Source organism: Streptomyces sp. NBC_00683 (assembly GCF_036226745.1).
Classification (GTDB): domain Bacteria; phylum Actinomycetota; class Actinomycetes; order Streptomycetales; family Streptomycetaceae; genus Streptomyces.
Genome location: NZ_CP109013.1, coordinates 8110019 through 8124714, shown reverse-complemented (window position 1 = coordinate 8124714; position 14696 = coordinate 8110019). Strand labels below are relative to the sequence as shown.

The 14696-nt window shown below is 70.9% G+C and carries 13 protein-coding genes; all 13 read right to left on the bottom strand.

Features of this window, described 5'->3' with window-relative positions:
• Positions 1-88 precede the first annotated feature (88 nt).
• The 13 genes from OG257_RS35255 to OG257_RS35195 all read right to left on the bottom strand — a co-directional run bounded on the left by OG257_RS35255 (position 89) and on the right by OG257_RS35195 (position 14684).
• Entirely contained in the window at positions 89-1981 is a 1893-nt protein-coding gene (locus OG257_RS35255; protein ID WP_443054527.1) for an acyl-CoA dehydrogenase family protein, read from the bottom strand.
• A gap of 43 nt (positions 1982-2024) precedes the next feature.
• Positions 2025-2972, bottom strand: a complete 948-nt coding sequence (locus OG257_RS35250; RefSeq protein WP_329214209.1) for a carbohydrate kinase family protein — start codon at positions 2970-2972, stop codon at positions 2025-2027.
• 160 nt (positions 2973-3132) lie between these two features.
• Positions 3133-4497 carry an MFS transporter gene (locus OG257_RS35245; RefSeq protein ID WP_329214208.1) on the bottom strand — a complete coding sequence of 455 codons (1365 nt, stop codon included), beginning with the start codon at positions 4495-4497 and terminating at the stop codon, positions 3133-3135.
• Positions 4494-5207 (bottom strand): winged helix-turn-helix domain-containing protein, encoded by a 714-nt coding sequence (locus OG257_RS35240; RefSeq protein WP_329214206.1) that lies wholly within the window; start codon positions 5205-5207, stop codon positions 4494-4496. Before OG257_RS35240 ends, OG257_RS35245 begins: the two co-directional genes overlap by 4 nt.
• A 67-nt stretch (positions 5208-5274) precedes the next feature.
• Positions 5275-6156 (bottom strand): ABC transporter substrate-binding protein, encoded by an 882-nt coding sequence (locus OG257_RS35235; RefSeq protein ID WP_329214204.1) that lies wholly within the window; start codon positions 6154-6156, stop codon positions 5275-5277.
• A 54-nt stretch (positions 6157-6210) separates the two neighbouring features.
• Entirely contained in the window at positions 6211-6855 is a 645-nt protein-coding gene (locus tag OG257_RS35230) for a GNAT family N-acetyltransferase (protein WP_329214203.1), read from the bottom strand.
• Between the two features lie 47 nt (positions 6856-6902).
• Positions 6903-7796: a YihY/virulence factor BrkB family protein gene (locus OG257_RS35225; RefSeq protein WP_329214201.1), complete on the bottom strand. Its 894-nt coding sequence runs from the start codon at positions 7794-7796 to the stop codon at positions 6903-6905.
• A 111-nt stretch (positions 7797-7907) separates the two neighbouring features.
• Positions 7908-8225, bottom strand: a complete 318-nt coding sequence (locus OG257_RS35220; protein WP_329214199.1) for a cupin — start codon at positions 8223-8225, stop codon at positions 7908-7910.
• Between the two features lie 93 nt (positions 8226-8318).
• Positions 8319-9947 carry a glycoside hydrolase family 13 protein gene (locus tag OG257_RS35215; RefSeq protein WP_329214197.1) on the bottom strand — a complete coding sequence of 543 codons (1629 nt, stop codon included), beginning with the start codon at positions 9945-9947 and terminating at the stop codon, positions 8319-8321.
• Between the two features lie 106 nt (positions 9948-10053).
• Positions 10054-11001 (bottom strand): carbohydrate ABC transporter permease, encoded by a 948-nt coding sequence (locus OG257_RS35210; protein ID WP_329214195.1) that lies wholly within the window; start codon positions 10999-11001, stop codon positions 10054-10056.
• A gap of 15 nt (positions 11002-11016) precedes the next feature.
• Entirely contained in the window at positions 11017-11976 is a 960-nt protein-coding gene (locus OG257_RS35205) for a carbohydrate ABC transporter permease (protein WP_329214192.1), read from the bottom strand.
• Between the two features lie 88 nt (positions 11977-12064).
• Positions 12065-13489, bottom strand: coding sequence for an extracellular solute-binding protein (locus tag OG257_RS35200; RefSeq protein WP_329214190.1), 1425 nt, complete (start codon positions 13487-13489; stop codon positions 12065-12067).
• Between the two features lie 199 nt (positions 13490-13688).
• Entirely contained in the window at positions 13689-14684 is a 996-nt protein-coding gene (locus tag OG257_RS35195) for a LacI family DNA-binding transcriptional regulator (protein ID WP_329214188.1), read from the bottom strand.
• Between the last annotated feature and the right edge of the window lie 12 nt (positions 14685-14696).

The window sequence follows — 14696 nt, the reverse complement described above, 5'->3', positions numbered from 1 at the left end:
ACCCGCAGGCCGAGGATCTCTGCGGCCTCGCGCACACGCCGCCGGGCCCCGGCCGCACCAAGTGGTGTCCGGACGGGCCGTCGGTCGCTCACCGTGCGGCCGGCGGCGAAGGCTCGGCCTGGCCCCGGCTCCAGGAGCCGTCCGGGTCGTCGTACGCGTCGGCGTAGTCCGGTCCTGCGATCGGCCAGTCGGCGAGCAGCTCTTCCGGCAGCGCGAAGGACTCGACCAGTTCGGGTGCGTGTGCGGCGACCGCCGCGATCAGTTCCTCGGTGGCCTCGGGCAGTTCTTCGACCTGCTGGGTGGTCAGGTGACCTGCCGCCAGCAGGTCCCCGCTGTTGCGTGCCACCCATTGGAGGGCGAACAGCCGCTGCAGCTCGGCCAGCCGCTCCCGGGCGTCCCCCTCGGGGAGCGTGGCCAGGGCCTCGGTGTACCCCTCGGCCGCGTGTCGGTACGCGTGGGCCTCGACCCCGCGCAGTGCGGCGCCGGAGGCCGCGTTCCACCGCGCGAGCGCGTCATCGTTCGGTGCCCCGAGCGCGCGTTTCCTGGCCCGGGTGAACCAGATCTCCTCCACCGCGTCGAGAAGCCTGCCGAGGAACCGGGGGTCGGCCAGCTCACCGGGGGTCCTGTCGGGCGGGGTGTTGCCGGTCCCGTCCGCCGGGTCCTGCGAGGGGTCACCGGGTGCCGGTCCGGCGGCGAAGAACATGTCCGCCGCCGCCTTCGCGTGGATGGCGAGGTTGTCGCCCTCCGCCGTGATGGCGCCTTCGACCCCGGTGACCAGCTCCGTCATGCCGTTGTTCTCCAACAACGCCTGCGCACCGCAGCGTTCGCGGCACTCGACGATGACCGCGCGGGCCTGCCAGGTGATCCACCCCTTGGCGACGGCCACCAGGCGTTCCGCCTCCGCCCCGTCCTCACCGGTGCGGCGCTCCCACCGGTCGAGGGCCCGGCGGTGCAGCAGACTCATGGCGAAGACCGTGGCCATGGCCGAGGCGAGCGGCCCGTGGTGGGTCCGGTGGGCGTTCACCGGAATCTGCCCGGCGCCCCGGCCGCCGGAGACCATGCGGTGGCCGCCGTAGCGGACGGCGACCGCGAGCGTGGCGCGGGCGGATCCGGCAGCGCAGGCGCTCATGGAGATCCTCCCCGGGGTCACACGGCCGATGGATGTCAGGAAGCGGCGCCGCCGGTCGGCGGGGGTGCTGCTGAACCCGCTGTCCCCGCCCAGCACCCTCCCTTCTCCCAGCAGGGCGCCCCGCCCGACGAACAGCCGGTCGAACGAGGTCAGGCAGTGGTCCACGGGGCTGCCCATCCGGGCCGGCAGGCGCCGGACCCGTACCCCTGGAAGAGCCTGTACGTCGTCGGTGAGCGGTACCAGGAAGAGGTGGACTCCGTGGTCCGTGCCGTCGGCGAGCAGGCGTGCGGCGACGAGGCCGGTCTTCGGCCCGCCCGCCGGGCTGGTGTTGGGCATGAACTTCTGCGCCCCCGCGTTCGGGGTGTGCAGGACGAACCCGTCCCGCTCACGGTCGTACGTCGCGGTGGTCTCCAGGGACGCCGCGTCGTTGCCGTGCGCCACCTCCGTACAGAGGAAGGTGCCGATGCGCCGCATCCCCAGGAAGTCGGACAGGTCGCGGTCCGTGCCGGCGTCGTGGTCGAGAAGGCTGCCGAGGAAGAGGCTGTAGTGGATGCCCGCAACGGTGGTGAGCGCGGGGTCCACCGGGCCCAGCCATTCGTGCAGGGCGGCCAGCGCGCGCGGGTCGGCGGCGAGGCGGGCTCCGCTGTCGAGGGACCGGTTGAGGATCCGCAGCCGGTCGTAGGCGAGGGACAGCCGCTCTTCGGGGGTACCGCCCGCGGGGCGGCGGAACGGTTCTGTACTGATCAGCCGCCGCCAGAAGCCGTGCTCCCGGCGGAAGTCCGCGCCGAGGAGGACGCCGGTCAGCAGATCGGCCGTGGACGGTTGGACGGTGTCGGTAAGGGTCACGGTCATGAAGGACTAAACGACCGGGGCGTGCGGGAGGACACCGGCGTTGTCAGGCCTTGGGGACAGGTGCCCGGGTCAGTCCCGCCGCCAGCTCCTCCGCGTCGGGCGGAAGGGCACCGGCCCGCGCAACGGTCACGGCGGCCGATGCCGCCCCGTGGCGCAGCACGTCGCCCAGCGTCCCGGTGTCCAGTGAACGCAGCCGTGCGCGGCCGCCCTCCCCGAGCAGTCCGTGCGCTGCCAGGGCGTGCAGCGTGCCGGACATGAACGCGTCGCCCGCTCCCACGGTGTCGACGACGGGGACGGGCACCGCGGCGACGCTCGACGTCGCACCGGGAAGGAACGCCGACGCCCCTTCGGCGCCCCGCGTGACGAGGACGACGGCCGGGCCGGAGCGCAGCCACCGCTCGGCGGCCTTCTCCGGTGCCTCACTCGGGTACAGCCATGCCAGGTCCTCGTCACTCGCCTTGACGACGTCGCTGAGGGCGACACAGCGTTCGACCCTGCGTACGGCCTCGGTGTGATCCCCCATCAGCTCCGGCCTCACATTCGGGTCGTAGCTGACGGTCGCGGTCGCCCGGAGTGCTTCGACGGTGGCCAGGACGGTCCCGGCCCCGGGCTCGACGACGGCGGCGATCGACCCGGTGTGCACATGCTGCGCCGGACGCTCCGGTGTGACCGGCGCCAATGACCAGGTGATCTCGAAGGTGTACGTGGCCCGCCCCGCGTCGTCCAGGGTGACGGCGGCGGACGGTGTGGGCGCGCCGCAGCCATCGGTGCGCACACGGACCCCTGCCGACGCCAGATGGTCCCGGATGAGCCGTCCGTTCGCGTCCTGACCGAGCTGGGTGAGGAGCGTGGTGCTCCGGCCCAGCCGGGCCAGACCGTACGCGACGTTCGCGGGGCTGCCGCCCGCGTGGACACGGTCTGCCGCACCCGGCTCCCGGACGATGTCGGCGACGCATTCGCCGATGACCAGCAGAGCGAGTCTGTCGAGCATGAGGGAGGTCTCCAGGAGTGGCGCCGGGCGGGGGGTCCGGCACGCGGTGGTCGCCGGACACGCTGCCGCCGATTCTGCCTCGTGCGAAGGGGTGCCGGGAGACCCCGTGTCCGGCACGGACGCCGGAGGCGTCCGCACGCGCGGCGGTACGGAGCAGCCGTCAGCCGATGCCGTCTCCCGTCGCGGGCTCCGGCCGGCCGCTGAGGTGTGCGGCAGGGCCGGCGGCGCGACGGGCCCACAGCAGGGCGCCTGCCAGCAGCACCGTGGCACCGAGCAGCCAGGGCAGGGGGCCTGCGGGCAGCACACCCGTGACCAGCCCTCCGGCCGCCCCGACGAGCTGCAGCGAGAGTGACTGCACGGAGAGAGCGGTCGCACGGCCCGAGGTGTCGACGCGGCGGTGCAGGAGGTCGTTCTCGCTGGGACCGGCGGCCCCGAGCCCCAGGTACACCAGCGCGTATCCGGCGGCGGCCAGGGTCAGGGAGGCCGCTCCGGTGGAGGACACGGTCGCGGCGAGCACCAGGAGACCGGTGGCGCTCGCCGCGAGGCTCGCCAGGACCGCACGCTCGCTGCCGCCGGCGAACCGGGCGACGAGCGGGGCGATCTGACTGCCGAGCGCCGAGCAGACGAACCCGGCGGCTGCCAGTCCCGCGAACAGCACCGCACCGGTCTCGGAGGCTCCGGTGATCGCGGCGGCGCGGCCGGGCGTGAGCAGTTCGAGGGCGGCCAGCGCGGTGCCGGCGGCACCCGCGGTCATCAGGATGCGGCGGATCAGCACGTCCCGGGCGCCGAGCCGGAGCCCCGCGCCGATGGCCGCCGGAACACCGCGCAGCACGCCGCGCAGGGTGGCCCGGGGGCGGGGAGGTTCGGGGAGCGCGGTGAGGGCGTAGAGGACGAAGACGGTCTCGACGGCCACGCCCAGGAGCACGGGGACGGAGAGCGGCAGAACGAGGTCCGAGGTGTACGCGCGCACCCGGGCGCCGAGATCCGGGCCGAGGCCGAGCAGCCAGGGCAGCGCACCGCCGAGCAGCATGCCGAGTGCCAGGGCGGCCGAGGAGGCGGCGCCGCCGCGCGCCAGTCCCGTGCGCAGGTCGGCGTCGGGGCCGGAGCGGGCGTGCACGGTGTCGACGTACCAGGCTTCGGCCGGTCCGCTGGACAGGGCCCTGCCCGCGCCCATCAGCGCCATGCCGAGCGCGAGGACCCAGCCGGCCGTTCCGAGTCCTATCAGGGCGAGGGCGCACACGTTGAGGATTCCGGCACCGGCCAGGACGGTCCGGCGGCCGATGACGTCGGAGAGGCCGCCGGTGGGGAGTTCGAGGGCGGCGGCGGTGAGGGAGTGCGCGGCGAAGGCCGCGGCGACGGCGGCGAGGGCCAGGCCTCGTTCGGTGAAGAGCAGAACCATGGGGGCGGCGGTCAGGCCGGCCGGCAGCCAGAACAGGAACGACACCGCGACGAAGCGGCGCCGCGCGGTGCGTTCGTCCAGCCCGGTGTACTCGGTGTGCGCGGGGGCGGGCGCGGGCCGGGTCACGAGGTGCCCTCGGAGCGCGGGGCGGCCTCGGATGTGACGTGGGAGCGAGTGCCGCCGCCGGGGTCCGTATCGGAGCGCGGGTCCCTATCGGAGCGCGGGTCCGCGGCGGACTCCGGTGCCGTCGGTGTGCTCGCCGCCAGCGCGAGTCCGGCCGTGACCAGCACGACCCGCTCGGCCCTCGGATCGTGCTCGTCACGGGCGGTCAGCTCCGTCGCCTTGGCTTCGAACGCGTCCCAGAGCTCCCTCAGGGATTCCGGCGTCAAGCGGGGCATCAGGTCGCTGACACCGCAGGGCTCGTACCACTCCTCCCCCAGCCGGCCGTCCTCGATGTCCGCCTCGTGCTGGACCACCGAGTGCTGAAGGTGCTCGATCGAGCGACGCCAGAACGTGCCCAGCACCGCCCGGCCCCCTGACGTGGCCAGCATCCCCTCGTTGCTCCACGAGGTGACGGCGTGCACCGCCTGCCACCGTCGCTCGCGGCCGTCCCGGTGCTCCGCCTCCGCGACGAACGCGTACTTGGCCAGCACGCGCAGGTGGTAGCTGGTCGACGCCGACGACTCACCCGTCCTGACCGCCAGCTCGCTCGCGGTGGCCGGACCGTGCTGCCGCAGCAGGCCGAGCAGCCGGAGACGCAGCGGGTGGGTGAGCGCCTTCAGCGCCGCCGAGTCCTGCGCGGGATCGAGTTTTCGGGGTGAGCCGTCGCTGTCCATGACGGCAGGCTAAATGAGATCCACACTTTCCCAAAGTATTTTTGCAGAATATTTTTGGGAAACCTGTTCAGACGCTCCGGACCCCCTCCAGGGCGTCCGCCACCAGCGCGAGGAAGCGGGCATGGGCCTGAGGACTGCACAGGGGCTCCGGGTTCCACGGGACGATCCATGCCGCCTCCGTGGCCGTCCGCCAGTCCGGTGCGCCGATCTCGCCGAGCGGGGTCGCGTTCGACCGGACGTCCGCGAGGACGACGTGCGGCCGGAGCTCCGCCGCCCGGTCCCATTCCGTGGTGGACCAGTTGACTCCCCCGCCCTCGGCCGGTGACACGAGGTCGACCCCCAGCTCGGCCAGCACCCGCAGTTCGGGCCACATCGGCGGGCGGGCGATGTGCGCCTGCTCCTGGCCGGCCGGAGACAGCGCCACCACCCTCCGGCCGTCGGGCACGGCTTCGGCCACGGCACGCAGCCGCTCCCTGGCGGCTTCCAGATCCTCGGCGACGCCCGGGACCGGTTCACCGCCGAGCGAGCGGGCCAGTTCGGCGAACCGCTCGGCTATGCGGTCCAGCGTGCGCGCCTGACCCACGTCGATCACGGCGACCGGGACCCGCTCCTCCAGCTGCTTGGCGGCGTCCGGGTCCAGCCCGTAGACCTGTCCGTGGCCGTAGCTCACGGCGACGACCAGGTCCGGCCGTCCACGTAACAGGGTCTCCACATCCAGGTCTGCGCCCGCACCCCGGTAGTCGACGGTGTCCAGCGGGAGCGTGCCGGTCTTCGCCCGGTCGGGCGCGGTACCGTCATGGCCGGAGCCGAAGATCCCCTCCGGGCGCACGCCGTAGTCCCACAGCGTCGCTCCGGCCTGGACGTAGGCGAGCACGCGCGAAGGGCGCCGCTCCGCCGCCAGCAGCTGCCCCCGGTCGTCCGCGAACCTCCACGCACTCTGCTCCGTCACGTCTCTCACTCCTCCGTAGCGGCTGCCTCGGCCCTCACCCGGGCTCGCACCTGACTACCTGCCCAGCCGGTCGCCGCCACACCCCTCGGTGGAACGCCCCAGATAGGCGAGCGGCCCCGGATCGGGGACCTCGATCTCATGGAATCCGAGCCGGTCGTAGAAAGCCCTGGCCGGGGTGTTCGCCAGCAGCATCGACAGATGGACGGCCGGGACCCCCTTGGCATGGAGCGCACCCAGGAAGGTGCCCATCAGCTCCCTCCCGTACCCCTTGCGCTGCCAGGGTGGCAGCAGGTCGATGTGCAGGTGCGCCGGATGCCCGTCCAGCTCGGGAAGGATCATGCGTTCGGGGCGGTGGAGGAGGGCGGTCATCTCCTCGACGAACGTGCTCGGCGTCCCGTCGGGCCGGGGGAAGCGTTCCGTCACCAGCGGGAGCCAGACCTTTCGGAACGCGTCCACGAACTGCCGGGTGTCCGCGGTCCCCAGGATGTAGCCGACCGCCTGCCCGGACCCGTCGTCGAGGACGAACGTCAGCTCGGGTTCGAGGTACGCGTAGGGCGCCGCGAACAGCGCCGGCATCAGCTCCGGATCGGGGTACAGATGCCGGGAGTCACCGCCGTTGTCCGCCGTGCGGATGCAGATCTCCGCAAGGGCCTCACGGTCGCCGGGTCGGTAGGGACGTACGTGCGCTGCCTGGGTCATTGCCCCATCCTGCCCACCTGGGAGCGCTCCCACAAGGGCTTTCGCCCTCAGCTGCCGCCGCCCTTCACGCGTTCGAGTTCGACGTTGAACTGGGCGCCGGTCAGAAGCGCCAGGTTGGTGAACCAGATCCAGATCAGGAAGACGACCAGACCGGCCAGCGAACCGTACAGCCGGCTGTAGCTGCCGACGTGGGTGGCGTACAGCGCGAATCCGGCCGAGGCGAACAGCCACAGGAACGCCGCGAGCACTCCGCCCGGCAGCCCGCGCCGCACGCCCCGGGCGGTACGCGGACCGGTGCTGAAGAGGACCAGGATCAGGCAGGCGACCAGACAGAGCAGCACGGGCCACTTGAGAACCGCCCAGAGAGTCTCACCGGCGTGGGTCAGGCCCGTCCGTTCCCCGAACCAGCGGGCCAGCGGTCCGGTGAGGACCAGGGCGAACGCACTGGCCATCAGCAGGACGAGCAGTCCGATCGCGGACGCCACGATGATGTGCGCCTGGCGCAGGGCGGGCCTGGTGTCCTTCACCTTGTGCATGGCGTGCAGCGCCCTGCGGAAGACCGCAAGGTAGCTGGAGGCCGACCAGACGGCGCTCACGCTCCCGGTGGCCACGAGCAGCCAGACGGCGGTGCGCTCGTGCGTGGCCGCTTCCAGGGGCTGGCGCAGTGCCGCTCCGGACTCGGCGGGCGCGAAGGCCGTGATGTCGATGATCAGGGCGTTGGTGGCGCCGGGGTTCGCGAGGCCGATGACGGACACGGTGACCAGGAGCGCCGGGAGCAGGGCGAGGATGGCGTAGTACGTGAGGGCCGCTGCCCAGTCGGAGAGGTCGTCGTTCCAGAGCGAGACGGGAGTACGGCGCAGGGCGGTGCGCCAGCTCGCTGCGGCCCGCCCTGACGGGGGCGCGGTGCGGTCCGCGGCGGGGGCGTCGGTCCTGCTGGGCACGCTGGTACTCCGGGGGACGAAGGAAGAATCGGCGGGCCGGATGGCGTCACACGACGGCCCGGCTGCCACCTTTCTCTCATGCCTCCGTCCCGCAGGTGTATTCCTGGGTGCTCAGTCGTTGACAGCTGTCAGCAGCACCACGGCGTCCTCGAGCGCCAGCAGCCCGTGCCGTTCCTGGAGAATCGGGTGCAGCCCGCCCTCGGTCAGCTCGACGTCCCCGGAGGCGGCGGTGAGTCTGACCCGGCCTCGCAGCACCTGGAGCGAGGCGGCGGGGGGTGCGTTGTGCTCGTCGAGGGCGGATCCCGAGGTGAGTGCGATCACCGTCTGCCGCAGCGGTTCCTGCCGCAGCAGCAGGTGCGCGCTGCGCCCGTGCGCGCTGGCGCGGGCTGCGGTCAGGTGCTCGTCGGCGAGAGCGTTGAGATCATCCATACGACCACTGTGCCGCAGCCTCCGCTCCCCCGCTATCCACCTCGGGCCGGGCCGCCACGGTGCGCACGGTGACGGCCCGGCCCGGTGGCGGAATCAGCTCCGCAGCCAGGCCGCCGCGTCAGCGGGCAGCAGGCCGGATCCGTCCAGCGGGGCACTGGTCAGCAGCACCTCGGTGTGGTCGGGGAGCGGCACCGGAGCCCCGGACAGGTTGACGGCACAGATCAGGCCGTGGGGCCGGGTGAAGGCGAGCACCCCGGGCTCCGACGGCAGCCAGTTCAGCTGCCCGTCCGCCGTTTCCGCGGCGGCTGCGGCGAATCCGGGTTCGCTGCGGCGCAGACTCAGGGCTTCGCGGTACAGGCTGAGCATCGAGCCGGGATCGCCGCTCTGCCGATCGGCAGCGTAGGACGGCCAGGAGGCCGGCTGCGGCAGCCAGGGTTCGTCCGCGGACCCGAATCCCGCGTGCGGTTCCTGTGCGGACCACGGCAGCGGCACCCGGCAGCCGTCCCGCCCCGGATCGATGCCGCCGGAGCGCAGATGCATGGGGTCCTGGATGCGCGCCCGCGGGATGTCGGCTTCCGGAAGGCCGAGCTCCTCGCCCTGGTACAGGTAGACGGCGCCGGGCAGTGCCAGCGAGAGCAGGGCGGCGGCCCGGGCCCTGCGTGTGCCGAGTTCCAGATCCGTGGGGGTGCCGAAGACCTTCGCGGCGAAGTCGAAGCCGGTGTCCTCGCGTCCGTACCGGGTCACGGTGCGTGTCACGTCGTGGTTGCACAGCACCCAGGTCGCGGGGGCGCCGACCGGCGCGTGCTCGGCGAGGGTGTCGTCGATCGCGGCGCGCAGCAGCCGGGCGTCCCAGGGGCAGGCCAGGAAGTTGAAGTTGAAGGCGGTGTGCAGCTCGTCGGGGCGCAGGTACCGGGCGAAGCGCTCGGAGTCGGGAAGCCATACCTCGCCGACGAAGATGCCCTCGTACTCGTCGGCGATCGCACGCCAGGCGCGGTAGATGCCGTGGAGTTCGTCGCGGTCGATGTACGGGTGGGGGTCGACGCCCTTGGTGAAGTCCGGCAGGGCAGGGTCCTTGGCGAGCAGGGCCGCCGAGTCGATGCGTACGCCCGCCACTCCCCGTTCGAACCAGAAGCGCAGTACGTCCTCGTGCTCCTGGCGGACGGCCGGGTGTGCCCAGTTGAGATCGGGCTGCTCGGGAGCGAACAGGTGGAGGTACCACTGGCCGTCGTCGAGCCTGGTCCAGGGGGTGCCGCCGAATTCGGACACCCAGTCGTTGGGCGGGATCTCACCGTTCTCGCCGCGTCCCGGCATGAAGTGGAAGAGGTCGCGCTCGGGGCTGCCGGGGCCCGCCGCGAGCGCTGCCCGGAACCAGCTGTGCCGGTCGGAGACGTGGTTCGGAACGATGTCGATGATGGTGCGTATACCCAGCGCACGGGCCTCGGCGATCAGCTTCTCGGCTTCGGCGAGATGACCGAAGGCGGGGTCGATGACGCGGTAGTCGGCGACGTCGTAGCCGCCGTCGGCCAGGGGTGAGAGGTACCAGGGGGTGAACCAGAGGGCGTCCACACCCAGCTCCACGAGATAGGGCAGCCTGGCCCGTACTCCCGCGAGATCGCCGGTGCCGTCTCCGTCGCCGTCGGCGAAGCTGCGTACGTAGATCTGGTAGATGGCGGCGTCGCGCCACCAGGTTGCGGTGGCCTCGGTCGGACGGATGGCTGCCACGTGGCGTTCCTTTCGGGCAGGTGGTACTCCGCCGCCGGCCCCGGACACGGGGCGCGTGGTGGGATGGCCGGCGGCGGAGTGCTGGTGGGGGACGGCAGGGGTCGTGCTAGCCCTTGAGGCCGCCCGCGGTGAGACCGCTCATGATGTTGCGCTGGAAGAGAAGGAAGATCAGCAGCGTCGGGACCGACGCGATGGTGAGCGCGGCGATGAGGACGTTCTCCGGGACTCCGCTGGCCAGGGAGTAGATGCCCACGTTGAGCGTCTGCTTGCTCGGGTCGGGCAGGGTGAGCATCGGCCAGAGGAAGTCCTTCCAGACTCCGACGACGGCGAAGATGGAGACGACTCCGAGGATCGGCCGGGAGATCGGCAGCACCACGGAGCGCAGGGTGCGCAGGGGTGAGGCGCCGTCGATGGCGGCGGCGTCCAGCAGTTCGCGTGGGATCGAGTCGAAGAACCGCTTCAGCAGGAAGATGTTGAAGGCGTTCGTGACGGACGGCAGCCAGATCGCCCAGGGCGAGTTGAGCAGGTTGCGCTCGAAGATCGGCACGTCGAGCACGGTGAGGTACTGCGGCACGACGAGGACGGTCGCCGGGATCATCAGGGTGGCGAGCATCATGCCGAGGATGACCTTGCCGAAGACCGGCCGCAGCTTGGAGAGCGAGTAGGCGGCGGCCACGTCGAAGATCAGCTGGAAGGCCAGCGCGCCGAACGCGTAGTACAGGGTGTTGAAGAGCAGCCGGGACAGGTCCATCACGTTCCACGCCTGGGAGTAGTTCTCCGTGTGGATCGAGGTGGGGAAGGCCGTGGGCGGGCTCTGTACGACTTCCTGGGTGGTCTTGAGTCCCCCGGTGACCATCCAGTACAGGGGCCCGAGGAACGCGATGGTGAAGGCGGCGATCACCACGGCGAAGATGATCCAGTAGAGGACCTTGCCGCGGGGGCGGCCGAGTTGGGCGGGCGAGATCAGGGTCCGCTGCCGGCCGAGGTCGGACTCGCGGGGTCCTCCTCCGCGCCTGCCGGTACCTCGCCGGGAGACAAGCGTGTTCGATGCCATCCTCGTACTCCCGTCCTAGTCTTCGCTGTTGCGGCTGAGCCGTACGTACACCGCGGAGAAGCCCGCGAGTACGACGAGCAGGACGAGTCCGAGAGCCGCCGCGCTGCCGTAGTTGTTGAAATTGAAGGCGTACTGGTAGATGAGGTAGACGACCGTCGTGGTGGAGCCTTCGGGACCCGCTCCGTTGGTGAGCAGGAAGGGCTCGGTGAACACCTGCATCGTCGCGATGATCTGCATGAGCAGCAGCAGCGACAGGATGAGCCGGGTCTGCGGAATGGTGACGTGCCAGATCTTGCGCAGCAGTCCGGCTCCGTCGAGCTCCGCCGCCTCGTACAGCTCGCCGGGGATGCCCTGGAGTGCGGCGAGGTAGATGAGGGTGGCTCCGCCCATGTTCATCCAGGTCGCCGCGATGACGACGGAGAGCATGGAGGTGTCGGGGTCCTGGAGCCATTGCTGTGCGGGGAGGTGGAGGAATTCGAGGATGCGGTTGAAGAGTCCGTAGCCGGGGTCGTAGAAGTACTTGAAGAGCAGTACGGAGGCGACCGGCGGCAGCATGACCGGCAGGTAGACCAGCAGCCGCAGGTACCCCTGCGCGTGCCTGAACTCGTTGAGTACGACGGCGATGACGAACGGGACCGCGAAGCCCAGCACGAGGGCCAGGACGGTGAAGAGCAGGGTGTTGCGCCAGGCCTGCCAGAAGGCCGGGTCGTTGAAGACGTAGCTGAGGTTGGACCAGCCGGCCCAGGTCGTGTGTCCGTCCTCGGTCTTCTGGAAGGCCAGGAAGAACTCCCGGACCATCGGGTACCAGGAGAAGAACGAGAAGCAGAGAACCGCGCCGATCAGGAAGCCGTGTGCGGATATGTTGCGGCGCAGGGCGCGCACGAACTCCTCGCGGGGGGAGTCCGGCCGGGCGGGGCGGTGGTGTCCGGGCGGTGGCGGGCTCGCCTTGCTCGTGGACAGGGTAGGGGCCGACATGGTGTCTCCTCGGTGCCGGTGCAGTCGCTCGCAGTCGGACGGTCGGGATTGCGGGGCCGGGTCCGCGTGACCCGGCCCCGCGCGTCCGTTACTGGTTCGCCAGAACCTGGTTGACCTGCTGCTCCGCGGTGGAGAGCAGCTTGTCGATGTCGGCGTCCTTGTTGGTCAGGACTCCGGACATCGCGACGTCGAGGATCTTGTAGATCTCCTGGGCCTTCGGCGGCTCGGCCTTGCCCTGGACGGGGTTGTCCATGAAGGCCTTGAAGTTCTCGATGGGCATGGTGGCGTTCGTGGCGCGACTGGCGTCGTCCTTGGTCTTGCTCTCACCGGTGAAGAAGTTCGGCTGCGGCAGCCCGACGGGCAGCTGGTCGGCCTTGGTGCGGGCCCAGTCGAACTGGCCCTTGCCGGGCGAGAGGTTCTTGAAGTTCAGCCAGGCGACGGCCGCCTTGATCTTGTCGGGCGAACTGCCCTTCTTGATCATGTAGTTGTTGCCGCCGAAGAGGGTTCCCTGTGCGCCGGGGATCGGACCGATCCCGAAGTTCTCGTACTCGGCTCCGAGTTGCTGGACCATGTACGCGATGTCGTCGGGCGCGGCCAGGAACATGCCGAGCTTGTCGGTGGATATCTGCTTCTGCAGATCGCCCCACTTCAGCAGCTGGGTCTGCCCCATGCTGTTGTCCTTCCAGCGCATGTCGTGCAGCTGCTGGAGGACCTGCTTGCCCTTCTCGTCGTTGAACGCCGCCTTCTTTCCACTGGCGTCCACCACGTCACCGCCGAGGCCGTACTGCGTGGCGGCGAAGTGCCACCCGCCGTTGTTGCCCGCGCTGTACTCGCCGAAGCCTGCGATGCCCTTGCCGAGCCCCGCGATCTTCTTGCTCGCCGCGCGGACCTCCTCCCAGGTCGAGGGAGGGGTGTTCGGGTCCAGGCCGGCCTGCGTGAACAGCTTCCGGTTGACGATCAGACCCATGGTGTAGTTGCTGGTCGGCAGGGCGTAGAGCTTGCCGTCCTTGCGGGCCACGTCGAGGACCTGGGGCTGGATGTCCTTGAGCGCGGGGACGGACTTGTCGGTGACGTACGCCGAGATGTCCTCCGCCCCGTCGTTGTCCAGGACCTGCTGCAGGTCGGTGAAGTAGGCGTAGAACACGTCCGGCTGCGACTTGCCCTTGAGCATCGCCGTGAAGCGCGGCGGCTCCAGGCACTGTCCGGGCGTGGACTTTCCGTTGATCTTGACGTTCGGGTAGATCTTGGCGAACGCCTTGATGTCCTCTTTCCACTCGCGCAGCTCCGCGGCCTTCGCGGCCGGCGGCATGCAGTCGATCGACAGCGTCACCTTGGCCTTCGGGTCCAGCGGTGCTGACGGATCGGACGAGCCGCTACCGGAACCGCTCTTGTCGTCCTCGCTGTTGCTGCTGCTCGTGCCACAGGAGGCAAGGGCAGTCAGCGCGAGCGCGGTGACGAGCGCGGCGGCGGAGGTTCGACGTGTGCGAGAACGGCGGAACCCAGCACTTCTCATCGGTGGTCCCCTTCGGGCATGAGCATGGAAGGCCCTCGGCGAACTCTCTGCCGGGGCGCGGCTTACTCAACCACCGCCGACATGTGAACGCAATATCTCGCGCAGTTTTCGTAAATGTTTGACAGCCTTCCGCATCCGGGGCGCGGCGCACCCGGTGACGCACTCGCCGCCACGGACGGCGATCCGCCCCACGGGCCCGTCAGGTACGCGCCTGCGCGGTCGAGCCGCGGACCACCAGTTCGGGCTCGAAAAGAAGCTCGCCCGGCGGCACGGTGCCACCCTGGATCAGCGCGGAGAGCAGCTCGACGGCCGCCCGCCCCATCGCCTCGATGGGCTGGCGGACCGTGGTCAGCGGCGGTTCGGTGCAGTTCATGAAGGCGGAGTCGTCGAAGCCGACGACCGAGACGTCCGAGGGGACCGCGAGGCCCCGCCGGCGGGCGGCACGCACGGCACCGAGCGCCAGCGGGTCGCTGGCGCAGACGATCCCCGTGACGCCCCGCTCCAGCAGCCGCGAGGCCGCGGCCTGGCCGCCCTCGAGCGAGAACATGGAGCGCTCGATGCGCTCCCGCGGGAGCGCTCCCGCCACGGCGAGCACGGCAGCGAGCTTGCGCCGCGAGGGGACGTGGTCGGAGGGGCCGAGGACCAGGCCGATGCGCTCGTGCCCGAGTGACACCAGGTGCCGCCACGCCTGTTCGATCGCGACGGCGTCGTCGCAGGACACGCAGGGGAAGTCCAGCCCCTCGATGGGTGCGTTGATCAGCACGACCGGGATGCGGCGCTCGGCGAGCCGCCGGTAGTGGTCGTGCGGCTCGTCGGCCTGCGCGAAGAGCCCTCCCGCGAAGACGACACCGGACACCTGCTGCTGGAGGAGGAGCTCGACGTAGTCGGCCTCGGAGACGCCCCCCTTGGTCTGGGTGCACAGCACGGGCGTGAGCCCCTGCTGCGCGAGGGAGCCGCCGATCACCTCGGCGAATGCCGGAAAGATCGGGTTCTGCAGCTCGGGCAGGACGAGGCCGACGAGCCTGGCCCGCTCTCCGCGCAGCTGGGTCGGCCGCTCGTACCCAAGCACATCCAGTGCCGTAAGCACCGATTGGCGGGTCGTCCGCGAGACTCCGGGCTTGCCGTTGAGCACCCGGCTGACCGTGGCCTCGCTGACCCCTACCTTCTGTGCCACTTGGGCAAGTCGTCGCGTCATGACCGCAACGCT